Here is a 23033-nt window from a genome sequence, read left to right as displayed (position 1 = left end):
GGATCCTCCTACGGCTCGATCGTCACCTTGATCGCTTCGCCGCGCGCCACGATGCCGAAGGCGTCGAGGGCGCGGTCGAGCGGCAGGCGGTGGGTGATGAGGTCGGCGACCGGGACGGCGCCGTTGGCGATGAGTCGCAGCGCTTCCTTGTTGTGCTCGGGGCTGGAGCCGTTGGCACCGACGATGGTCAGTTCGCGGTAGTGCACGAGGTTGGAGTCCAGGGAGATGACCGGCTTGTCCTTCGGCAGGCCGCCGAAGAAGCTGATCCGGCCCTGCCGCGCGGACATCTGCACCGCCTGCTCCTGGGCGGCGCCGGCAGCCGTGGCGGTGATGACGACGTCGGCACCGCGCCCCTCGGTGACCTTGAGCACCGCGTCGACGACGTCGGTCTCGGCGCCGCAGATCGCCGCGTCCGGCTGGACCAGGTTGGCGGCCAGATCGAGGCGTTCGCGGTTGAGGTCGACGAGGAACACCCGGGCCGCGCCGCGCGCCCGGGCCAGGCGGACATGCAGGCAGCCGATCGGCCCGGCACCCACGACGACCACGTCGTCGCCCTCCCCCACACCGGCGAGGTTCTGGCCGTTGAGGACGCAGGCGAGGGGTTCGGCGACGGACGCCTCGGCGAAGCTGAGTCCGTCGGGGATCCGGTTGAGCCCGTCAACGACGAGGACGTTGTGCGGCACGACCAGGTACTCGGCGAACCCGCCGTCGAAGTGGTATCCCATCGACACCTGGTTGGGGCAGACGGTCATCCGGCCGCGCCGGCACTCGGCGCACGTACCGCAGGGAATCGCGGCGATGACCTGGACCCGGTCCCCCGGCCGCCAGCCGGGAACGTCGGCACCGACTTCGGTGATCTCGCCGGCGATCTCGTGGCCCATGACGCGCGGCGGGGCGATGTGGTGGTGGCCGAAGCGGGAGATCTTCACGTCGGTGCCGCAGGTGGAGCATGCGCGGACGCGGATCTTCACGTCGGCGGGGCCCGGCGTGGGCTCGGGCGCGTCCTCGATGCGGACGTCACCGGGTGCGTGGAATCGGACAACCTTCACGAGGGGTTCCCTTCGAGGATAGCGATCACGTCATCGGCGCTCGTCGACTCTCGTAGCCGCTGCGCCTGCGCCGGGTCCATCAGCACCGAGGCGAGTTGGGCCAGGATGTCCACGTGCCCGTCGCCGGCCGCGGCGATGGCGACGCAGACCCGCACGTCGAAGCCGTCCCAGTCGACGCCGTCCGGGAAGCGCAGCACCGCGAGGGCGTCGCGCTGGACCGACTCCTTGCTGTTCAGCGTGCCGTGCGGGATGGCGACGCCCTCCCCGATGTACGTGGAGACGCTCCGCTCGCGGGCGAGCATCGCGTCCACGTACGCCGGGGCGACCGCGCCGACCTCGACGAGTACCGCGCCGCAGCGGCTGATCGCCTCGTCTCGCGATCCGGCCCGCTCGTCGAGCCGGATCGCGTCACGGGCCAGCAGTTCAGCCACTCAGCTCACCGCCACGCTGCACCGCGTGCACGACTCTGGTGACGGCCGGGTCGCCGAGGAACACCTGGATCGGCACGATCACCTTGTCGGGCGCGCTGACCCTGGCTCGCGAGGCGAGCCCCTGGTGGCAGATGACCACGTCGGCGTCCGCCGGGATCGAGTTGACCGGTGTGTGCTCGACTGTCACCGCGCTCTTCGCCAGTTGCCGTCGAAGTTGGCTGGCCAGCATCACGCTGCTGCCCATGCCGGCGTCGCAGGCGACGACTACCTTCTTGATCTCGGTGCCGTTGATGGTGGGCATCTGCTTCACACCTCCTGCTTCGCCGACTTGTCGAGGGTCTCGTCGGGGTCGACGACCCTTTCCTCGGCTGGGCCGACAGCCCTCTCCTCGTCCGGGCCGACAGCGTCCGCTGCGGGCTCGCCGCGACCGAAGCCGAGCAGGGCCGAGGCGACCGCGAAGGTGACGGCGGCGGCGATCACGACGCCGAGAACGACCCCGAAGTGGCCGCCCTTGGGAGTGACCGCGAGGTAGGCGAAGATGCTGCCCGGCGAGGGGGTGGCGACCAGGCCCGCACCGGTGATGACGAAGGTGCCGACGCCGGCCGCACCCCCGGCGATCATGGCGAGGATCAGCTTCGGCTTCATCAGCACGTACGGGAAGTAGATCTCGTGGATGCCTCCGAAGAACTGCACGATGATCGCGGCCGGGGCGCTGGGGCGCAGCGCGCGCGGGCCGAAGACCATGAAGGCGAGCAGCAGACCGAGGCCGGGGCCGGGGTTCGACTCGATCATGAACAGGATCGACTTGCCCTTGTCGGCGGCCTCGGCGATGCCCAGCGGGCCGAATACGCCGTGGTTGATGGCGTTGTTGAGGAAGAGCACCTTGGCGGGTTCGACGAGCACCGAGGTCAGCGGCAGCAGGTCCTTGCCGACGAGCCAGTCGACGCCCGCGCCGGCCTGCTTGGTGAGCCATTCGACCACCGGGCCGATGCCGTAGACGCCGCCGATGGCCATCGCGGCGCCGATGATGCCGGCGCTGAAGTTGTCGACGAGCATCTCGAAGCCGGGGCGGATCTTGTTCTCCACCAGGCCGTCGAACAGCTTGAGGAGATAGGCCGTGAGCGGCCCAATGATCATCGCGCCGAGGATCATCGGCACGTCCGCGCCGACGACGAGGCCCATGGTCGCCACCGCGCCCACGACGGCCCCGCGCTGGCCGTGGACCAGCCGGCCGCCGGTGTAGCCGATGAGCACCGGTAGCAGGATGCTGATGATCGGGCCGACCAGTTCCGCCAGGGTCTTGTTGGGCAGCCAGCCGGTCGGAATGAACAGTGCGGTGATCAGGCCCCAGGCGATGAACGCGCCGATGTTGGGCATGACCATCGCGGCCAGGTAGCCGCCGAGGCGTTGCACGGTGGCTTTGGGGCCCTGGCCCTTTACTTCTGGTGTGTAGGGAGAGGAGGTCACGGGGGCATCTCCTTCATGAGGGGCGGTCCAGACAGCCGCAGGGGGAAGAAGGTCGTCCGGCTAGGTGTGGATGGTGACGTCGTGGCGGAACAGGTCCGCCGGCCCGGGCATCCGGCTGCCGGGCAGGCTCACCGCGGCGGCGCCCCAGGCCAGGCCCTCAGCGAGGGCGGCGGCACCCTGCGCCCCCGCGGCGAGGAACCCGGCGAGCAGCGCGTCGCCGGCACCGACGGTGCTACGGGGTCGGGCGACCGGACAGGTGCCGGTGCGGACCCCTTCGGCGTCGACCAGGACAGCGCCGTCAGCGCCGAGGCTGGCCACGACGGTGCCGGCTCCCCAGGCCCGCAGGGTGTGGGCGGCATCGACCACATCGTCGAGGTCCTTCAGCGGGGCGCCGACCACGTCGGCCAGTTCGTCGCGGTTGGGTTTGAGCAGGGTCGCCCCGGCCAGGGCGGCCTCGCGCAGCGCAGGACCGCTGGTGTCGACGGCGACTCTGACGCCGGCAGCGCGCAGCTTCCGGCACAACTGGGCGTACGCGTCGGCGGGCAGGCCGGGTGGGACGCTGCCGCACAGCACGACCCAGTCGGCACCGGTGGCGCGGGCGAGCACACGGTCGGTCACCTCGTCGAACTCGGCGCGGCACAGGACCGGGCCAGGTTCGTTGATCTTGGTGACCGTGCCGTCGGGCTCGGCCAGGGTGATGTTGGAACGGGTCCGTCCGGAGATCGACACGGCGAGGACCTCCACACCCTCGGCCTCGAGTAGGCGGATGAGCTGGTTGCCCTCGTCACCGCCGGACGGCAACACCGCCACCGAAGGCACCCCGTTGGCCAGCAGGGCACGGGATACGTTGACGCCCTTGCCGCCGGGGTCGAGGTGAGCGGTGGCGGCCCGGATGACCTCGCCCCGGGTGAGGGAGTCGACCTCCACGGCCCGGTCGAGGCTGGGGTTGAGGGTGACGGTGACGATCATGCGCGTACCACCCGGACACCCGCGGACTCCAGGTCACCGACCAGATCGACGTCGGCACGGCTGTCCGTGATGAGCAGATCGACGTCGGCCAGCTCAGCGAACCGGGCCAGATAGTCGTTGCCGAGCTTGGTGTGATCGGCGACCACCACCGTACGGCGGGCCGCACCGACCATCGCCCGCTTCACCGCCGCCTCGGACGGGTCCGGAGTGGTCAATCCACGCTCGACCGAGATGCCGTTGGTCCCGACGAAAGCGACGTCGACGTAGAGGTCCGCCAACGGCCTCAGCGCCCAGTCGTCGACTGTCGCCAGGGTCTTTCCTCGGACCCGTCCGCCCAACAGCAGGACGTTGAGGTTGGCATAGGTGCCGAGGGTCGTGGCGATGACCGGCGAGTTGACCACGACGGTCAACTCCCGGTCCACCGGCAGAAGCTGTGCCAGCCGGGCGGTCGTGGTGCCGGCATCGAGGATGATCGCGCCCTCGTCCGGCACCTCGCTCAGGGCGAGCTTGGCGATGCGCTCCTTCTCCTCGATGAGCACCGCGTCCCGCGCCGCCAGCGCGGGCTCGAACCCGAGCCGTTCGACCGGAATCGCTCCACCGTGAACCCGACGCAGCACCCCGGCCCGCTCCAGGATGGTGAGATCACGGCGGATGGTCTCCGACGTCACGTTGAGCCCGTCGGCCAGGCCGGCCACCTCGACCCGGCCCACATCCCGGGCGATGCGAAGGATCTCCTGCTGTCGTTCTTCGGCGTACATCTTGTTGTTTCACCGCCGTTTCTTTTTGCTTGTGCTTTGTTTACGCCCGGCTTCAGGGAAAGTCAAGAGATGAACCACAGAAAGCCACACCGGCCGGTACCGGAGCAGGAGGCGTGGGATCCAGCCGGAGCAAGGGTCTCGGTCCTTGATCGGGTGCGGTGGACGACGTCACCGAGCTACTGAGACAGCGGAGAACCGCACGCGGATCAGCATCAGGGTCGGCTTGGCCTTCGCCGCCAGCGGCAGCCACCGCGGCCGCCGCTGGCGGCCGCGGCGTGGCATCCAGACATTCGTCAGCCCCAAGCCCACATCCGTCCGGACGGAGGCGCAATGAAAGGAGTACGCGCTGGGGAACGACCTGGTGCCACGGACCGGGCGACCGGGCGACCGCCCGTCCCTGCTGCCTACCGGTCGCGCACCGTACGGCCGGCCTTTCCATGCGGCGTCAGTTCACTGGGGCCCTCCTGGCGGCGCGAGAAGGTCCGCAGCGAGAGCTTGTCATCTGCCTGCGCCCAGGAGAGCGGGTTCAGGGTCGCACTCGCCCGTAGGTGGCTCGGGGTCGTGGTGTTTGGCCAGCTTGCTGGGTCACCACATCCATCGACCCACATCGACAGTCAGGGCGGTGACCAGCACCGAGCGGACGATCATGGTGTCCAGCAGCACGCCGAACGCCACGGCGAACCCCAACTGCGCCGCGAACACCAACGGCAGCGATCCCAGCGCCGCGAAAGTACCGGCCAGCACCAGACCCGCCGAGGTGATCACACCGCCGGTGGCGGACAGTCCAGTCCGCGCGCCGTGTCGGGGGCCGTGCAGCTGTGACTCTTCCCGTACCCGGGTGACCAGGAAGATGTTTTAGTCGATGCCTAGTGCGACCAGGAAGACGAACACCAGGCGGGAGGTTCGCGTCCGCCCCGGCGAAGTCGAACATATGGTTGAACATCGCTGCCAGTGGCTGCTACGGGCGCGGAACAGGGTGGCATCACGCGGCCGGGTGGTTGAGGCCGCACAGGATCGGCGTGGACCCCGCCCCGTCGGGCACCTGCAGGGGTCGCCGTCTCATCCCGTCCAGTGGCACGGATTGGCGACTCCGGCACACGGACCCTCAGCCTCCGCAGCGCATTGGCCGCACGGCGACTGATCAGGCGGTCGTCCACGTGAAATTCCCCACGGCGGCGACGGCGAGGACGAGGAAGACCACGGGAAACGCGATGTTGTGGAACACCCGCGCGCGGACGTGCGCCAGGATCGCGCCGACGAAGAACAGGACGAGGCCGAGGGCTGCGGCCAATCCGAAGGGGCGTACGCCGAGAAGGCCGAGCACCAGACCGATGACGCCGGCCCCCTCGACCACCGCGAGGTACGGGATCCACCGCGCGGACAGCCCGACCTCGGCGCAGTTGCGCAGCACGAAGTCCGCCCTGATCACCTTGGCGGTCACCTCGATGGCGTTGGCGAGGGCGCAGAGGATGGTCGCGCCGACCAGGACGCCCTCCAGTACGGCGATCATGACGCGCGCCGGCGAAATCGAGCGATCATTAAGCTCACAGGTGCCCCCATGTGCACGGCTCATCGGGTTGTGGTCTCCCGCCCCTTCTGACGGACGGCACGCAGGGAAGGTGACCAGACGTGGAACTCGTCGAACACTTCGAGGCCTCGAGGGCCCGACCGATGTCGTTGGCCTATCGCATCGTCGGCTCGCACCACGATGCCGAAGACGCGGTGCAGGCCGCCTGGCTGCGCGCGCGGCCGCGCGAATGAAGCCTGGGTCCAGTCGGTAGGGATGGCGCCGGCCGGACGGTTCGCCGGAGCTGATCAGGCCTGCATCGGCGAGCTGACCGAGGTGCTTGGCCACCGCCTGGCGGCTCACCGGCAACCGTCGCGCCAGATCGGTGACGGTTGCCGGCCCGGCACGGACGAGTTCTTCCCCGTTGGTGCCGCAGTGCCCTGCGGTGGTCACCCACGACCAGCTGCCCGGTGGCCTCGTCGAAGTATGTGCTTCCCGAGCCCTCCGGGTAGCCGGCCGCCATCGCCCTGAGCCGGTGGAACTGCCGGTTCATCGCCTCGGTGTCGACGCCTGCGGCGAAGCCGACGGTGGTGAGTCCCTTCCCTTCCGATGCGGACGGTTTGCCTGGGCGGCTGACGTCGTGTCCACGACGGCTACGAGTACGCAACTCACGAGCCAGTACGTCTGCGCAAGGGGCCTCCTGGTTGACGATGCGAACGAATGCGTGAACGTGAATACCGTGGCGTAGCGCGCTTGCAGAACGCTTGCAGCCCGCATGCGGTGCTGCGTCGTGGGTCAGAAGATGTTCATGGCGATGCCGTTGGTCAACGAGGTCGCGCCCTGCACACCGTCGATCTTGATCGGGTTGCCGGAGACGTGCTTCACGAAGATCCGCATGATGAAGGTCCGGGTTCCGCAGGTCGGATCGATCGGGACACCGGTCAGGGCGAAGTTCGCGACGTAGTGGTGCGCGTCGTCCCGGATCGTCTTGCGGGAGGTCGCGGTGCTCGTCGTGCGGCAGGTGTGGGCGGTCGGATCGAGCTGGATGAACTCGAAACGCGTGTCGACCACCGCGTTCGTCCCGCGCGGCTGCTCGTACGCGTCGATAGCGCTCTTGCACGACGCGGTACCCGTGTAGCACGTCGTCAACTCCAGCGTCGCCAGCGCCTGTACGGACGTTGCGCCGGCGGCGGCGTTCCACTTGTGGACCGGCGTGCCGTCGTCGTAGAAAACCCAGGCCGTGGACGTGCCGGCGCCGATGTAGGTACAGGTGCTCGACGTTCCGGTGCTGCTGCACGCCGGGTTCTGCCACCACCGCGCACCCACCTGGTCGGTGTCGCTGACCTCAAGCCACGTGTCGGTCGCCACGGCGGTCAGGTAGTAGCCGTCGAGCGAGGTGGAGGCCGTGTACCCATACATTCCGCAGGTGTAGGTTCCCGCCGTTGGTGCGGTGAAGAGCAGGTCGGCGTAGATCGGCAGATGCCCGGGCCTGGCGTAGTAGGTGGTGTCCGAGCCCTCGTGGTTACGCGAGGACGTCGAGGTAATGCCGATGACGGCGCCGGCCGAGTTGACGCACTTGAGGGTGTTGTTCATCGACACGATCTGCGTCACACTGCTGGTCGCCTGGAGGCGTCCGCGCACATGCCGCGACTCCCCGGCCGCGAGGGTGACCGTTCTGCTCAACAGTCGCTCCTCGACCCTCGAATGGAAACTGTTCGCGCTGGTCAGCGTCACCCTGGTCACTGGCCCGTCGTCGGCCCGCGCGGCGGTCGCCGCGGACGTGGCGATGAACAGTGCGGTCACGAGCACGCTGAGGAATTTTCGCATGCATTGAGTCCTATCAGTGAAACGAGTTTTCCGCCCACCGTCACGTGACACGCTTGCAAAAACCTTGCACTTGCCCAGCCTGACCCCTTGGCTGTCCACTGTCGATTCATGTGGGCATAGTGGCGAACGGCGGGCAATCGGAAAGGTTCCATAGTGGAGTTCAGGATCCTTGGCGCGGTCGAGGCATGCGCTGGAAACCCGCCCTGAACGCCTTCGAGGTGGCCTTCGAAGGCAGCCTCACCACAGGCCGCAAGTAGCCCTCAACAACCCGAGTTACACCGTTCTCTTCCGCCGCTGCCTCAGCTCACCCTGACTGACAGGGGGCGGGTGGCGTCCGACAAGACGGACGGAGAAATATGACACAAGGCGTCAGGTTTTGGGGCGAGCATGGTTTCACCGGTCGGCGCCGATGGTGGGCGTGGACCGGACACCACGGATAGATACAGACAGACAAGGACCTCCATGCGCGAAACCCCAGAAGATCTCACAGAGCTTCAGGCCCTCCTTGACGCTTCCCTCTCCCGCTCCGCCTCGCACCTCCGCTCGATCATCAACACCGAGCGCACTCTGACCGCGGAGCAGCTCACCCGGATCCTCACCGGCATGTGCACCCTTGCCCTGTCCACCGTGACGGCGAAGGGCGAGCCGCGAATCAGCGGTGTGGACGGGCACTTCCTGCACGGCAAGTGGTACTTCGGCACGGCGCGCGGCGCCGTCAAGGCGCGCCATCTCGCGGCACGGCCAGCAGCCAGCGCCGCGCACATGCGCGGTGAGGACCTGGGCGTGTTCACGCACGGCAAGGTGGAGATCCTCAACCCACACGACGGGGAGCCGGCCGCGGACTGGCCGGACGTGCTGGCGTACTTGAAGGACTTCTACGGCCACGACTTCTTCGACTGGGACAACGACGTGGTCTATTACCGGCTGCATCCGCACTGGATGACTGTCTACGCCCCCGACATCGCAAAGCTCACTGCAGCCTCCCAGTCCTGACCCCAGCACGGGCCACGTTGGGGGGGGAACCGGCCACAAGCGAAAGGGCGGACGAAGGTTGACTGCATTGACACGGGACGGCGCGAGCACGGGAGGCGAGACCATCGACGTGGTGGGCGCTCGCACCAACAATCTGCGGGACGTGTCCGTGAGTATCCCCAAGGGGCAGCTCGTCGCCTTCACCGGAGTGAGCGGCAGCGGCAAGACCTCGCTGGCCATCGACACCCTGCACAACGAGGCCCAGCTGCGGTATCTGGAAGGGCTTTCGCCGTTCGTGCGGCAGTACATCACCCAACGCAATCGGCCGAAGGTCGACCGGATCCTGGGCCTCGGTGCGACGCTCGCGGTCGACCAGCGCCGTCTGAACCGCAACCCCCGCTCCACGGTCGCGACGATCACCGGCATCGACGGGCACCTGGGGCTGCTGTACTCGCGCCTTCCGGGCATCGACGCAGACCCGGCGGCCGACAGTGGGGACGGGCATCTGACGACCGCCCACTTCGACCGCAACAGCCCGGAAGGGAGCTGTGCGGACTGCCACGGGGTGGGCGGACGCTGGCAGGCGCAGGAGGACCTGGTCATCACTCACCCGGATCGTCCGCTCTTCGAGGGGGCCTCGCCCTGGTACGCGAAGTGGCGGTCGGGGGAGCACGCGTTCGTACCGGCGCTTGCCGAGAAGCGGGGCGTGGACCTCGGCCGGTCGTGGCAGTCGCTGCCTGAGGAGTTCCGTCACTGCGTGCTGTACGGCACGGGTGACGAGAAGATCGAGGCGACCGTCGACATGACGAACAAGAATGAGACGGCCCTGGTGACCTACACCTCGAGCCAGCCGCTGCGGGGCGCGCTCGCCGAGGTGGAACGGGTATTCGTGAACGCCCAGACGTCCAGCGCCAAGCAGCGCTACCTGCCGTACATGCGCAAGCAGCCCTGCGGCACCTGCGGCGGCAGCGGGTACGACCAGGTGGCCCGGTCCGTGCGGTTCGGCGGGCTGACGTATCCCGACCTGCTCGAGGTGGAAGTACGGGAGGTGCGCCGCTGGGCGAAGCGCGTCGCGGACGACCTGGGCGCGCGGCAGCGCGAGGTGGGTGAGGCGCTGCTGCAGGACCTCGAGCGCAGGCTCGGCATCCTTGACCGGCTCGGCCTGGCCCATCTCCAGCTGTCCCGCAGCGCGGCGACGCTGTCCGGGGGTGAGTTGCAGCGGACCCGGCTCGCCGCGCAGCTCAGCACCGAGCTGAGCGGCATCATCTTCGTTCTGGACGAGCCCGGGACGGGACTGCATCCGGCGGACAAGGCGCAGCTGCTCGACGTCGCCCTGGAGCTGCGCGAGGCTGGCAACACGGTGCTCCTCGTCGAGCACGACCCTGAGCTGATCGCCCGGGCCGACTGGGTGATCGATCTGGGGCCCGGCGCGGGCCGCTTCGGGGGTGAGATCCTAGTGTCGGGGCCTCCCGCCGACGTGGTCGCCCATCCGACGTCGCTGACTGGCCGATATCTGGCCGGTGAAGGGCCGCAGCTGCACCGGACCCGCCGCCAGGCCACGGATGACACCGGCTGGGTGGAGCTGCACGGTCTGCGTGCACACAACGTGACCGCGGATCTGGTGCGTTTCCCCGCCGGTCGGCTCACCTGCCTGACCGGGGTGAGTGGCAGCGGCAAGAGCAGCCTACTCGGCGCGCTCGGGGCGAGCGTGGCGGCGGCCCTGACCGGAACGGCGACCGACACGGTGCGGAAGGTGACCGGCCTCGATGGGTTCAGCTGGGTCGCCGTCGTCGATCAGGAACCGCTCGGGCGGACGCCGCGGTCCAACCCGGCAACGTACAGCAAGGCGTTCGACATTATCCGCAAGCTGTTCGCCGAGACCGGCATGGCGCGTGGGCGCGGGGTGAGTGCGTCCTGGTTCAGCTTCAACACCGCGGGTGGCGGGCGCTGCGAGACGTGCACCGGCTATGGCCGCAAGCTGGTCGACATGCACTTCCTGCCCGATGTGTGGGTGGTCTGCGACGCGTGCGAGGGCCGGCGCTACCAGCCGGAGGCTTTGGCGATCAGGTATCAGGGGTTGGCCATCGATCAGGTGCTGGAGTTGACCGTAGCCGAGGCCGTGGAGCAGTTCTCCGAGCCAGGGCAGCTCGCAAAGACTCTCGGTGCCCTGAACCAGGTGGGGCTTGGCTATCTCCAACTCGGCCAGAGCGCCACAGAGTTGTCCGGCGGCGAGGCGCAGCGGCTGAAGCTGGCAGCCGCGATCCAGCGCGGCGCTGCGAGCCGCAAGGCCGGCATCGTCGTTCTCGACGAGCCTGTCTCGGGCCTGCACCCGTCTGACATCCAGCGTCTGGTGGATGCGCTCGATGTGTTGCTCGACTCGGGCAACACGGTCGTCGTGGCCGAACATCACATTCCTCTCGCCGCGTCGGCGGACTGGGTGATCGACCTGGGTCCGGGAGCTGGTCCGGACGGGGGTGCGGTGCTCGCCGAGGGCACCCCGGACGCCGTCGCGAGGGCGGACACCCCGACCGCCGGTTTCCTCCGGCGGTACGCGGCGGGCCGGCCGCTGCTGCAGGTGCGGGAGAACAGGCACAACCCTGCGCCGTCGCCGCCCGTGAGTCGGTGACGGGGGCCGTCAGCCGGAGGCAATGCGGAACACCGGCCACCCGATCTCGGTCCGCCACCGTTCGGCGTGCCCCGTGTCGCGCGGTCCGACGAGGTACGTCTCGTGGACGGGCCCATCGACACCCAGGGCGTGGGAGGCGACCCAGGCACCCAGCCGGCCGTAGGTGACGTCGATGTCGTCGTGTGGCCCCCGGTGGACCGTGACGGCGAGGTCGGCGGGTGGAAACTCGACAACCTCGATCCGGCCACTCGCGCGTGGGCTGCGGACCGGCCGGAAGACCGTCATGAGGCCGATGCCGTCGGTGAACAGTTCGTTGGCGTACCGCCCGCCGGGGGGCCCGGTGCGCTCGGTCGGCGGGAAGGACTCGTCCAGCTCGGTCATCGCCAGGTCGAACCAGGCGAGCGCGTTCTCCTGTTCGACCTGGGCGCGGATGGCGACCGCGGTCCGAGCGGGGACGGAACGCAGTTCGATCTCGGGTGCGGCCGCGTCCGGACGCAGCAGCTGGCGTAGCGACACGACGGCGGCTCGCGTGCGGTCCAGCTCGGCCTCGAGGCGCCGTAGGTGGCCCGCGATGAGCTCGGTGCGCCGTTCCGGGTCGTCGGTGGCGAGGATCGACTTGACCTCGGCCAGGGGCACGTCGAGCTGGCGGAGCCGGTGGATGACCTGCGCGGTCGCGATCTGATCGGGTTGGTAGTACCGGTAACTCGTGTACGGGTCGACGGTGGCCGGCGCCAACAGCCCGGCCTCGTGGTACCGGCGCAGGGTTCGCACGCTCAGGTGACTCATGGTGGCGAACTCGCCGATGGTCAAGCCTTTTCGCATCATCACCGCGCCCGTCTCGCACCAGGCGTGCAATTCATCGTTCCGTACGCCGGGGCGCCGGACTCGCACAACCGGTCGAGTCCGGCTCCGATCCCGATGCCGCGATCGCGCCGAACAGCCCCATGATGACAGCGGCGCCATGTCGCGGAGCAGGCTTCCACCGAGCGATACCGGGCTTACGGTTCGATCGTGAGCCGGGTGATCAGGTTTCCGGCCAGGACGAACCGGTAGCGCAGGTCCGCGGCGCCGCCCGGGAAGTCACCCTCCAGGTGCTGCGCCACGTCGAACCGCCCCGCACCGACCCGGTGAGCATCGACGAACTCCGTGGTGTACGTGTACTCACTTCCCCCGTTGACCAGCCAGTTCCGGATCTCCGCCGTACCCCGGTGGCTACGGCCCTCATCCGTCACCACCGCGTCCGCGGCGAACGCGCCGACGGCGGCGTCCGCCTCCCGGGCCTGATGCGCGGAAAGGAACCCCGTGATCACCGCCGGCAGATCGTCCCAGTTCACCGCGGTTGCCCGCTTCGAGTTCATCTCCATGCCCCCACCCTCAGGTCTCCCTCCGGGGGAGGGTCAAGGCGTCGTGAAATCGAGAGTACCGGAGATCACCGTCACGGTCCGCAATCTTTGACCCTCTCCCGGGGGGAAAGCCGAACCTTGCCGGAAAGGCCCGTGACCCGACGAAAGGGAAGGCGACATGAACACCTGGTTCATCACCGGCGGTACGCCGGGCGGATTTGGCATCGCGTACGCCGAGGCGGCGCTGCGCAACGGCGATCGGGTGGCGCTGACGGTGCGACGACCCGACGAGCTCGACGCCTGGGCGGAGCCGTACGGCGACCGGGTCCTCGTCCTGTCCGTGGACGTCACCGACGACAAGCAGGTCCAGCAGGCCGTGCGGGCCGCCGAGGAGCACTTCGGCGGCATCGACGTGCTGGTCAACAATGCCGGCCGAGGCTGGACCGGCTCGATCGAGGGAATGGCCGAGACCGACGTGCGCCGGATGTTCGAACTGAACTTCTTCGCGGTGCTGTCGGTCATCCGCGCGGTCCTGCCCGGCATGCGGGCCCGCGGTACGGGGTGGATCATCAACATGTCCTCGGTGGCGGGGCTGCGCGGGGTGGAGGGATTCGGCTACTACAGCGCCAGCAAGTTCGCGCTGGAGGGGGTCACCGAGGTCCTCCGCGGGGAGCTCGCGCCGCTGGGCATCCGGGTGATGGCGGTGGAGCCGGGTGCCTTCCGGACCCGCGCCTACGCCGGCTTCTCGAACGAGCCCGTCGAGGAGACCATCCCGGCCTACCGGCCCGTGCTCGAGCAGGTTCGTGCCGCCATGATGGAACAACACGGTCGTCAGCCGGGTGACCCCGAGCGCGGGGTTCGCGCGGTGATGGCAGCCATGGCCCACGACACACCTCCTCATCGTCTCGTTCTCGGCGGTCAGGGGTTCGACTCGGCGATCGACGCGCTGGAGGCCACGCTCCGCGACCTTCGGTCCTCCGAGGCGCTGTCCCGGGGCGCCGACTTTCCCTCGGCCTGACGAACCGGCGGGCCGGGTGCCCCCTCGCGCCCGGCCGCCGGGGCTGGGGGCGCCGCAGACTGCTTCGAGACGACCACCCTGACCGGCGCCAGGCTGTACGTCCTGACGGTGATCGAACACGCCAGCCGCCGGATCCGGATCCGCGGCGCCGACTCGGCCTCCATGCCGTTGCGCAGGGACTTGAGGACCGGGTTCAGGCCTTCGCCGGCAACAGGATCGCGGAGGGGTGAGCGCCATCGTGCAGGATCTCGAGGTGGGTGACGTGGGCGGTCGTGGCGGTCGCGACCGGCTCGTCCCCGCCGAGGTTGCGGGCGAACCGGGGAAACGCCCCGGCGGACACCTGAACGCGCAGGCGGTGACCGCGCCGGAAGACGTACGCGGTGGGTGACAGCTCCACGGTCGCCTCGGTCGTGCCGTCGGGCCGAACGGTGACCAGGTCGTCGCACACGTTGATCGACTTGCCGCGCTCGTCGACGTCGCACAGCCGGACGAACAGGTCGTTGCTGGGCCGGTCGGCGCGCAGCCACACCTGCGCCGTGACCTGCCCGACGACCTCCAGGTCGGACTCGAGCACCGGTGAGGTGAAGGTCAGCACGTCCGCCCGCTTCTCCAGCGACCGGTTGTCCTTGGGGCCGGGACCGTTACCGTCCAGCTTCGGCCCGCCCACCGACGGGGTCGGGTCGTTCGGGTCGTAGGTGAGGGTGCTCGGCGGCGAGGCCGGGCTCACATCCCGCTCCAGCGCGCCGCCGGAGCGCAGGTGCCAGCGCTGCTGCGGGTACCCCGCCGGCGGCCACTGGTCGAAGTCACGCCACTGCTTGACGCCCATCACGAACAACCGCACCGGTGCCCGGTCGGCCGGCTGCTCGCCGCGCGCGACCGCCGCCCGTTACCTTTTTGATCGTCCCCAGCCGGGGACTCTCGGTCGCTCGAGCCGCCGAGCTGCACGGCTCGGCGGCGCGGGGATGGTGCCGTCAGTACGAGTCGTGGCCGCCGCAGTCGCAGCCGCAGCCTTGGATTTGCGGCGGTGGAGCGTGAGAGTCATGACCACCACGACCAACGCTCCGACGATCAGCCCGAGGATCGCGCTGGCCACCGTGTTGACGAGCCAGCCGACGAGCCCGCCGAGAACACCCGTGGCGTTGTGGGCCTCGGCCTCCACGTGGTGCACGGCCTCGTACAGGAAGTGCAGGTTCAGCTCGTTCGTACCTAGCAGCAGGATGTGCCCGCCCACCCACAGCATCGCCGCAGTGCCGACTACCGTCAGCACGGTGAGAACCACCGGCATCGCCCTCACTAGAGCGCGGCCGAACGTGGCGACGGCGCCGGAACGTTGCGACAGGCGCAGCCCGGCGTCGTCCATCTTCACGATCAGGGCCACCACGCCGTACACCAGGACGGTTATGACGACGGCGACGACAGCCAGGATCGCCAGGCGGGACCAGAACGCCTCATCGATCACCTCGTTAAGGGTGATGACCATGATCTCCGCCGAAAGGATCAGGTCGGTTCGTACCGCCCCGGACACCAGTGTCGTCTCGTCCTGCACCGTTTCCTCGCCCGCGCCGTCGGCATCGTGATGGGCGATCTTGGCCCACACCTTCTCCGCGCCTTCGTAACAGAGGTAGGCGCCGCCGAGCATGAGGATCGGAGTGAGCAGCCAGGGCACGAACTGACTGAGCAGCAGCACCGCCGGCAGGATGATAAAGAACTTGTTGCGCAGCGACCCCAGGGCAATGCGCTTGATAATCGGCAACTCGCGCTCTGCCGCCAGGCTCCGCACGTACTGCGGCGTGACGGCAGCATCGTCGACGACGACACCCGCAGCCTTGGTGCCGGCCTTCGCGGCGGCCGCCCCGATGTCATCGATCGACGCTGCAGCGGCACGGGCCAGGGCCGCCACGTCATCCAGCAGGGCTACGAGTCCACTGGCCAAGGGAGGGTCCTTCCAGGGTTGCGCAGAGTTCGAACTGGCCCATTCTCGCTCAGGTCCCTGTGCGCGGGCACGCCACCGCCCGGTCGTATATCGGGCGAGAGACAGTGCACCCGTCTGCTCCCATCCGCTCCCCCTCCCCCGGCCGCATACGCCTGCAGAGGCCGAGGACGAAGCCCTTTGGGGCTACCGGTGCGGCTTCGTCAACGAACACACGATCGTCGCGAGCACCATCGAAAGCAGTGCGGAGACCCGGCACTGGCTGATCGACACGGCATCCGGCAACATCCTCGGCCAGATGGAGTATCCGAAGCCCGTTTCGGAAGACCCGATGGCCCTCGGCGACGGCACCTGGCTCACCTGCGGCGAGGACCCCTTCCAACTCTCCCTATGGAGCCTTCAATGAGAGCCGCTGTGAAGGCGCTCACACGGAAGACGGCTCCGTGCGCAAGCACACGCAAGACCTCAGGTTGGGGCGTAGGCCGTTGGGCGCCGTTCGGTGCCGTTGAGTGCGGTTGAACACCGTTCAGTGCACCCGACTGCTCCCACCGTGCTCCCCCACTGGGATCCACACGGTCAGCCCGGGACGGTCTGCCTGAAGCAGGACCAGCCGCCCCGACGGCACGCAGCGAACGATCCGACGTTGGGTACGGACGGTGACGAACACCTGCGGACGCCGCGCTTTGTCAGCGGCTACTTGACGGTCAGATAAGGCCGGCGGCCTAGGTTCGCCCGGCTGGCCGCGCGGGACAGCGTGGTGGGAACGTCGCGTGGCAGGATTCGCTGGATCGCCGAGCGGTGCCCCTGGAAGGATCAGCGATTTGAGCGCGACGGCCTCCGCCGTGGACACCCGGATCTACCGCCAACCATCCGGACTGGCCGATGGCAACCTGGCCCTCGCCACGTCGGCGCCGGATCGGGTCGACGAACAGACCTTCTTCGCCGGTTTTGTGCGTACGCCGCGGGTGGTCGCCGGTGGCCTGCTGGCGCTGGCCGACATCGCGGGCGCGGACTTCCGGCCGGTCCGCAGCAGCACGGCCGGGCGTGACCCGGTGGTCACCGGCGACGGCGAGCGGCTGCGGTTCGAGGCGCTGTCGACGTGCGGTGGTTTGTACGGCCGGCTGGACCTGGCCGCCGCCGAGCTCGACGGTGCGACGGTCGGCCGCGGCACCACCAACGTGGACATCAACCCTGAGCTGTACGAGGCGCTGACCCGGGTCGGCGGCGAGGACCCGTTGCGCCTGTCGGTGGGCGAGGACGAGCTCGCCGTGTCGACGCTCGACGGAAAGGTCGTCGAGAAGCGGGTGCCACTGCCGGCGCGCTGGTTGCGCGGGCTGGCCGAGGTGGCGGCGCACGCGCTGCCGATGGATCCACGGCTGGAGATCCGCGCCGGGCGTGCGGTCGCGCTGCTGGCCGAGATGTCGGCGCGCACCGGCCGGCAGGCGCGCTGGCTGGTGCCGGCCGGGTCCGGGTGGCGGTCCACCACTCGGCCGTTGTCCGGCGCCGTCTGCGTGGCCGACGGATTCCGGCTGTCGGTGCTGCGGCCGCTCCTTCCCCTGGCGCGGACAGTGACCCTCTACGCACCGCCGGTCAGTGGCGCGCCCGCCGAGGTGAGTGGCTGGGTGCTGGACTTCGGCACGGCCCGGTTCACGCTGCTGCTGTCGACCGCCGTCAGGCAGGGCTTCGCCGGCGACGGTCAGTTGCTGGCCGACCTCGGGTCCGGGTCCGCCGTCGCTGACGCCGACGCACTGGATGCGCTGCTGGCCGTCGACCCGGTCATCGATCGCGCGTCGGTCGCCGCGCGTACCGGGTGGGATGCCGGACGGGCCACGTCCGCCCTCGCCGCGCTGGCCACCGCGGGCCAGGTCGGGTACGACGTCGCCGAGGCGTCGTCGTTCCACCGCCCGCTGCCGTACCGGGCCGATCTGGTTGCCGCGCTGCACCCTCGGCTTGCCGCGGCCCGGCTGCTGACGACGACGGGCGGGGTGGTGGTGAGCGCAGCGGGCATCGAAGTGACCTCCGGCGAGTCCACGTATCTCGTCCATCGGCGCGGTGAGGAGTACGCCTGCACCTGCGCCTGGTGGGTCGAGCACCAAGGCCGGCGGGGACCGTGCAAGCACGTCGTGGCGGCGATGATCTTCGGGCAGACGGGAGAGCAGCGTGGGTGACCTCTGGCGCGACGTGTGCGCACGGATCGACGACGCGGACTTCGACGCGCTCGCCGACCTGCTCGCCGGTCTGGACGCCGACAGACGGGCAGCGCTGCTGCCGTCGCTGGAGGCGCACACCCCGACCCGCGCCGTCCCGGAGCCGGTCGTCCCGCCACCGCCGGAGCCCGAGCCCGAGCCCGAACTGCCCACCTCTGGCACCTTCGTCGTCGGGTTCGTCCTCTCCGCGGACGACGGCCCGCCGCCCCGCGACTTCGAGGGCATCCGGGCGCACGTAGCCCGCCAGCGGTTGCGCGACCGCGAGCGCCGGTGGGCGAGCAACAAGCGGCAGCTCGAGTGGGAGGCAGCCCGCCTGGCCACCCGGCTGACCGAGCGCCGCCAGCAGGCTCTGGCGATGGCCGTCGTGGCGTGCATGCCGACGGCGACAGACGCGGTCCGACGCCTGCACCGTCCGTGGGGCGCCGGCCCGTGGCTGCGGGTGGTGCCCGAGATGGTGCCCGGTCTGCTGCGCGTGCGCGGCGCGACCTGGGGGGCTGCCCTGGCCCGCGGCATGGCGCGGCGCGCCGGATCCCGCAGTCGGTTCACCCCGTGGCCGTTCACCGAGGCGCTCATGCGGGCCGTGGGCGCCGAGCCACCGGACACCCCCGGCGCCGTCGCACGGTACGTGGAGATGTGGCGCCCTTCGCTCGCCTCCTTCCTGGCCGCCGACCCGTGGTTCGATCACGTACTGCCGTACCTCTTCGACGACGACCGGGTCGCCACCGCGTTCGTCACCAGCGTGGCCCGCCGTGACTGGCCGCCGGCGCTGATGGAGTTGACGGCCAGCGGGCGGATCGACCGCGAGGTGCTCGTCCGGGGCTGCCTACGCCGCCTGCGTGCCGGCGGGCGCAAGGGACTGCTGCAGCCGTACTTCGACCTGCTCAAGCAGCTGTCGCCGGGCACCGACGAGCTGGCCAGGCACCGACAGGAGCTGACCGGCCTGCTGACGGCAGAGATGTCGACGGTTGCCAACTTCGCGTACACCTCCCTGCAGGCGCTGCATCGGGCGTCCGCGCTGGATCAGGTCACGCTGGCGGAGATCACCCAGAGCATGCTGGCCCGCCAGGAGAAGAAGCTGGTCCGGGCACACCTTGCCTGGCTGCACAGGCTTCCGCTGGAGGACCTGCTGGAGGGGTTGGTCGTCGGGCTACACCATCCGGTGCCCGAGCTCGCCGAACGCACCGCCGACCTGGTCCAGGGGCGGCTGTCAACCCTGTCGGAAGCAGCGCGCGAGCGGTTGCGGGCCGAGGTGCCCGCACTGGACGGTGTGGTCGCGCAACGACTCGCCGCGCTACTCGGCGCCGCGCCCCCCGCCCCCGCGCCCGCCCCTACCCTCGTCGCGGAGACGCCGGCCGAGATGCCGCCGCCGCTGGATCTCGGCCCGCTGGCCGGGGAGCTGGCGATCCTGCTGCGCCGGGGCGACGACGATCCGATCCGGCACGAGCTGGTGCTCGACGGGCTGGTGCGGGCGGCACGCGGCGACCGGGCCGAGGCCGCTCGGGTGCTGGAGCCGCTGATTCCGCAATGGCCCGGGCTCTGGCCGGCCCTGGTCGCCGCCGCCATCGAGCGGGACGCGCCCCCCGACCGGGGGTGGTACCACACGTCGTACCGCCCGGAACCGCATCCGATGACGGTCTTCGTGGAACGCCGTCTCACCGAGCTCACCGCGCTGCTGGTCAGTGCCCCGCCGGTGGCGCTGCTGGCCACGCCGGACACTGTCGCCGGACACGTCGACCCGGCCCGGGTTCTCCGCCTGCTGCAGGAGGCGGAACGCGACGGCTGGCAGCCCGGCGAGGCCGACCTGACGCAGGCCATCCTGCGCCTGCCGCGCGAGGTGGACGTTGCCGTCCAGACGGCCGCCACCCGCCTGGTCTCGCCGGCGGGGCGCCGGTTCGCCGACTGGCTGGCCACCGGACCCGAACCGAAGACGTGGGTCGAGGAGACCGGCGGTCGGCGGATCGCCATGCTGGACCCGGCGGGCCTGCCGGCCCAGCTCGCCGATCCGCGCGGCGCCTCCGCACGGGCCAGGCCCCCCTCGCTGGTCGGCACCCTGGACCTGTGGCCGATGATCGCACCGTCCCACCGTGAGGCGATCGCCGCGCACCTTCAGCCCCACGTCGCCGCCAGGGTGGATCAGGGCAACGCCGGCATGGGTTTCCTCACCGGTTTGGCAGCGGCCGACGGCCCGGCCGGTCCGGCAATGTCCTTGACGATGGCGTACGCGCTCGCCAATCACCGGCAGACCGTGCGGCTGGCGGCCGCCGACGCGCTCATCACCCTCGCCGCGCGCCCGGACTGGGACAGCACCGGCGTCGGCGCGGAGGTCGGCACCCTCGCCGCCACGAACCGGATCGTGCTGCAGCGGGTCGTCCAGCCCCTGGCCGAGGCGCTCAAGGCCGGTGCCCGCGATGCGGTCTGGCAGGTGACGTCGGCGGCGCTGCGGATCCTCCTGCCCGCCGGACCGCGCGGGGGTCTGCCCGATCTCGTCGACCTCGCCGCCAGCGCCGTTCCCGACGGCGGCCACCCGGCGGACCTGCCGGGCCTGACCGCGCTGGCCGCCAAGCCCGGCCGCAGCCGCCTCGCCGTGACCGCCCGTCGGCTCGCCGCGCTCATGGCGACCTGACCTCTTGGGGATCGGACGCTTGAGCTGGCTGCAGAACGGCACCGGCAGGTGCGGTGCTTCGAGGATCGGAAGACGGGTGCGAGCGAGGCCGTATCGGCGGTGGTCAACGGTGGGCCAGGTGTGCCCGACCCAGGTCACGCAACCGCGCGTGAACACCGTCGTACGCGGTCACCCCGCCCAAGTAGCGCCGGGCCACCCGGGCCAGCATCGTGTAGTTCGGGTCGCAGACGTTACCCACCGGCGCTTCACCGGCCTGGCTGACCAACTGGTACGCGTCGAGCTGGTCCAACCCCGTCAGCTCGGCCGTCCAGGTGACCAGGTCGTGTTGGCTGATCCGGTACGCGTCCTCCAGCGGCCGGGCCGAGCCGGTGCTCATCAGCGCGTCGTCGGACTCCAGTCGCGGCCACGGCGTCGACACGCCCTGCACCAGGTCGAGAATCAGCGTGGTGTTCATCGCCGCCTCGACCCCGGTGCCGCACACCTCGCCGTGGCCCTGCCGGCAGTGACCGTCGCCCACCGCGAACAGCGCGCCGGGCACGTTGACCCCGAAGTACGCGGTCACGCCGGCCCGCAGTTCGGGTGAGTCCATGTTGCCGCCGTGGGCGTCTGGCACGATCGTCATCCGCGACTCGAACGCCGCCGGCGCCACCCCCATGGTCCCGTGCATCGGGTCCAGCGGCAGCGCCACCGTGTAGTCGCCGCGCCGGGCCCGGTACGTCACGGTGCCGGCGGCGACGTCGACGTCGTACATCCAGACCAGCTCGTCGAGCGGAGGGTGCAGCGTGGCCGTGGTGTGCGTGCCGGTCAACGCGCCGAAGTGCGGGAAGGTGCTGGAGACCGCCCAGTCCCGGGCCGGTTCGATGGCCACCACGTGCACCGCGAGCGTGTCCCCCGGTTCGGCACCCTCGACGTGGATCGGCCCGGTCACCGGGTTGAGGTAGGGGAACTCGCACACCCGTGAGGGCAGGTCGTCGATGCCACGCACCCGGCCGCCGTAGCAGTCCTCGGTGTACAGCTCGACGACGGTGCCGGGCCGGACCCGCAGGACCGGCTCCCGGCCGCCGAAGGTGTACGACATCTCCGCCGGCTCGGGCCGGTAGGTGACGACCTCGGTCATGGCAACTCCTCGTCGCGGTCGGTGGTCGAAGCCGAGCACCTGTGCTGCTACCGGGGCGTTGATCACGACCTGCAGCAGGATGGCGAACCCGCACCATACCGATGACGCGCAGGCTTGTCGGCCGCAGCCGGGACGCGCAGACTTGGCGGATGCGCCCGGGGATGGCAGACGGTCGTCTACCAGCGCTCCGGCGTGCCGTGACGCATCCGGTTGTCTGGTCGGTGCCGGCGATGGCGCTGTTGGTGCTCGTGGCCATGCCGTTCAACGACGCGTTCTACGGTTTCTGGGTCAACTACGACGCGCAGGGTGACGCACAGCAGTACGAGCTGCTCCACACCACGCGCATCTTCCAGTACACCTCCGGCGTCCTCTGCGGACAAGTGTTGGCATTGCTGGCCGGCGCCGCCCTCGCCAGCCGCAACACACAGACCAGGGCGCTGGTAGTGGCGGTCCCGCTCGCGCTGCTTCTGGCCGGCATGGCCGTCGCGGTCGCCTACCCGCTCGCCCGCGCACGCGAGGGCGTCTACTTCACGGCCCCGGCACTCGATGACCCGATCCTGGTGCGGGTCCTCCTGTGCGAGATGGCCGCCTACCCGCTCTACGCCGCTGCCGGCGTCGGCCTCGGCGCGCTGCTCCGGGAGCGCCTGCGGCGACCCGCGACGCGCTGGCCGCTCGTGCTCCTACTCCTGCTCGGCTGGTTCGCCGCCACCCTGGTCGGGCTGCTGCAGGACGACCGGTTCGACGCGCCGTACGCGCTGTTGTGGGCCGTCCCACCGATCGCGGCCGGCACGGCGATCGCGCTGGCCGGACTGTCGACGGATGTCTGGTCCGTACCGCCCGTGCCGGTGGGTGACTGGGGGCGCGGCGCCAGCGCCGCCCTGCTGGTTAGCGCCGCCGCTTACGCCCTGGGGTTGAACCTGCTGGCCCGCTGGGCCGGTCGCCGGCTAGAGCCTGGTCGAGGTCGGTCACCACCATCACGCCCATCCTGGTAAGGCTCGTCGCGGTCGCTGTGCTCCTACCGTCGCTCATACGGCTGAAGCTGCCGGGCTTCGAAGCCGACCTTCAGCCAGGGCTGGGACAAATCACATCCGGGCCGACCGGCGAGGTAGTGATCCGGCCGGGCAACCTCGCAATCAGCACCGATCCTGTCGGCCACGCGCCGAATCATCGTCGTTCGGAGGGACGACGG

The 23033-nt window shown here is 70.0% G+C and carries 21 protein-coding genes and 1 pseudogene; 7 read left to right on the top strand and 15 right to left on the bottom strand.

The genetic code is table 11. The features are described 5' to 3' along the window. Positions 1–8: 8 nt before the first annotated feature. The 8 genes from K7640_RS27160 to K7640_RS27125 all read right to left on the bottom strand — a co-directional run bounded on the left by K7640_RS27160 (position 9) and on the right by K7640_RS27125 (position 6184). Positions 9–1049, bottom strand: a complete 1041-nt coding sequence (locus K7640_RS27160; protein ID WP_222957769.1) for a zinc-dependent dehydrogenase — start codon at positions 1047–1049, stop codon at positions 9–11. Beyond that, entirely contained in the window at positions 1046–1480 is a 435-nt protein-coding gene (locus K7640_RS27155; protein WP_222957768.1) for a PTS sugar transporter subunit IIA, read from the bottom strand. The genes K7640_RS27160 and K7640_RS27155 overlap by 4 nt, the downstream gene beginning before the upstream one ends. Beyond that, on the bottom strand, positions 1473–1781 hold the full coding sequence (locus K7640_RS27150) for a PTS lactose transporter subunit IIB (protein WP_222957794.1): 309 nt from the start codon (positions 1779–1781) through the stop codon (positions 1473–1475). The genes K7640_RS27155 and K7640_RS27150 overlap by 8 nt, the downstream gene beginning before the upstream one ends. Positions 1782–1786: 5 nt before the next feature. Continuing rightward, entirely contained in the window at positions 1787–2947 is a 1161-nt protein-coding gene (gene mtlA, locus K7640_RS27145; protein ID WP_222957767.1) for a PTS mannitol transporter subunit IICB, read from the bottom strand. 60 nt (positions 2948–3007) lie between these two features. Beyond that, positions 3008–3916: a 1-phosphofructokinase gene (gene pfkB / locus K7640_RS27140; RefSeq protein ID WP_222957766.1), complete on the bottom strand. Its 909-nt coding sequence runs from the start codon at positions 3914–3916 to the stop codon at positions 3008–3010. Then, positions 3913–4674 carry a DeoR/GlpR family DNA-binding transcription regulator gene (locus K7640_RS27135; RefSeq protein ID WP_222957765.1) on the bottom strand — a complete coding sequence of 254 codons (762 nt, stop codon included), beginning with the start codon at positions 4672–4674 and terminating at the stop codon, positions 3913–3915. The genes pfkB and K7640_RS27135 overlap by 4 nt, the downstream gene beginning before the upstream one ends. A 585-nt stretch (positions 4675–5259) precedes the next feature. Next, positions 5260–5490, bottom strand: a complete 231-nt coding sequence (locus K7640_RS30445) for an MMPL family transporter (protein WP_255610051.1) — start codon at positions 5488–5490, stop codon at positions 5260–5262. A gap of 325 nt (positions 5491–5815) precedes the next feature. Then, positions 5816–6184 (bottom strand): DoxX family protein, encoded by a 369-nt coding sequence (locus K7640_RS27125; RefSeq protein WP_255610050.1) that lies wholly within the window; start codon positions 6182–6184, stop codon positions 5816–5818. A 119-nt stretch (positions 6185–6303) separates the two neighbouring features. Here K7640_RS27125 and K7640_RS27120 point away from each other — a divergent pair, with 119 nt between their 5' ends. Further along, complete coding sequence (locus tag K7640_RS27120) at positions 6304–6435, top strand: sigma factor (RefSeq protein ID WP_308042772.1); 132 nt, start codon at positions 6304–6306, stop codon at positions 6433–6435. A gap of 37 nt (positions 6436–6472) precedes the next feature. Here the strand turns inward: K7640_RS27120 and K7640_RS27115 are convergent. Next, a pseudogene (locus tag K7640_RS27115) lies at positions 6473–6634 on the bottom strand (ArsR/SmtB family transcription factor); the annotation flags it as partial. A gap of 342 nt (positions 6635–6976) precedes the next feature. Then, positions 6977–8008: a hypothetical protein gene (locus tag K7640_RS27110; protein WP_222957764.1), complete on the bottom strand. Its 1032-nt coding sequence runs from the start codon at positions 8006–8008 to the stop codon at positions 6977–6979. A gap of 462 nt (positions 8009–8470) precedes the next feature. On the opposite strand from K7640_RS27110, the gene K7640_RS27105 reads away from it, so the two are divergent. Together K7640_RS27105 and K7640_RS27100 are read left to right on the top strand one after the other, a co-directional pair. Next, complete coding sequence (locus K7640_RS27105) at positions 8471–9001, top strand: pyridoxamine 5'-phosphate oxidase family protein (protein ID WP_222957763.1); 531 nt, start codon at positions 8471–8473, stop codon at positions 8999–9001. 67 nt (positions 9002–9068) lie between these two features. Next, the gene (locus tag K7640_RS27100) at positions 9069–11606 is read left to right on the top strand and encodes an excinuclease ABC subunit UvrA (protein ID WP_255610041.1); all 2538 of its coding nucleotides are present in this window, start codon (positions 9069–9071) and stop codon (positions 11604–11606) included. Between the two features lie 9 nt (positions 11607–11615). On the opposite strand, the gene K7640_RS27095 is transcribed toward K7640_RS27100, so the two are convergent. After that, positions 11616–12416, bottom strand: a complete 801-nt coding sequence (locus K7640_RS27095; RefSeq protein WP_255610040.1) for a MerR family transcriptional regulator — start codon at positions 12414–12416, stop codon at positions 11616–11618. A gap of 188 nt (positions 12417–12604) precedes the next feature. After that, a complete protein-coding gene (locus K7640_RS27090) occupies positions 12605–12970 on the bottom strand; it encodes a nuclear transport factor 2 family protein (RefSeq protein ID WP_255610039.1) in 366 nt (121 codons plus the stop codon). Positions 12971–13127: 157 nt separating this feature from the next. On the opposite strand from K7640_RS27090, the gene K7640_RS27085 reads away from it, so the two are divergent. Then, positions 13128–13967, top strand: coding sequence for an SDR family NAD(P)-dependent oxidoreductase (locus tag K7640_RS27085; protein WP_222957761.1), 840 nt, complete (start codon positions 13128–13130; stop codon positions 13965–13967). A gap of 193 nt (positions 13968–14160) precedes the next feature. Here the strand turns inward: K7640_RS27085 and K7640_RS27080 are convergent, their stop codons facing one another. After that, complete coding sequence (locus K7640_RS27080) at positions 14161–14808, bottom strand: CocE/NonD family hydrolase (RefSeq protein WP_222957760.1); 648 nt, start codon at positions 14806–14808, stop codon at positions 14161–14163. A 45-nt stretch (positions 14809–14853) separates the two neighbouring features. Then, a complete protein-coding gene (locus K7640_RS27075; RefSeq protein ID WP_222957759.1) occupies positions 14854–15900 on the bottom strand; it encodes a DUF808 domain-containing protein in 1047 nt (348 codons plus the stop codon). 818 nt (positions 15901–16718) lie between these two features. On the opposite strand from K7640_RS27075, the gene K7640_RS27070 reads away from it, so the two are divergent. Together K7640_RS27070 and K7640_RS27065 are read left to right on the top strand one after the other, a co-directional pair. Continuing rightward, a complete protein-coding gene (locus tag K7640_RS27070; protein WP_222957758.1) occupies positions 16719–18065 on the top strand; it encodes an SWIM zinc finger family protein in 1347 nt (448 codons plus the stop codon). Further along, complete coding sequence (locus K7640_RS27065) at positions 18058–20727, top strand: DUF6493 family protein (protein WP_222957757.1); 2670 nt, start codon at positions 18058–18060, stop codon at positions 20725–20727. Before K7640_RS27070 ends, K7640_RS27065 begins: the two co-directional genes overlap by 8 nt. 103 nt (positions 20728–20830) lie before the next feature. Here the strand turns inward: K7640_RS27065 and K7640_RS27060 are convergent, their stop codons facing one another. Further along, the gene (locus K7640_RS27060) at positions 20831–21844 is read right to left on the bottom strand and encodes an acetamidase/formamidase family protein (RefSeq protein ID WP_222957756.1); all 1014 of its coding nucleotides are present in this window, start codon (positions 21842–21844) and stop codon (positions 20831–20833) included. A 230-nt stretch (positions 21845–22074) separates the two neighbouring features. Between K7640_RS27060 and K7640_RS27055 the strand changes: the two genes are divergently transcribed. Further along, positions 22075–22836, top strand: coding sequence for a hypothetical protein (locus tag K7640_RS27055; protein ID WP_222957755.1), 762 nt, complete (start codon positions 22075–22077; stop codon positions 22834–22836). Positions 22837–23033 lie beyond the last annotated feature (197 nt).

The sequence above is a fragment of the Micromonospora sp. PLK6-60 genome, from assembly GCF_019890675.1.
Lineage (GTDB): Bacteria > Actinomycetota > Actinomycetes > Mycobacteriales > Micromonosporaceae > Micromonospora.
Note: the sequence above shows the minus strand (reverse complement) of the source record. Positions and strands in the feature narration are given on the sequence as shown.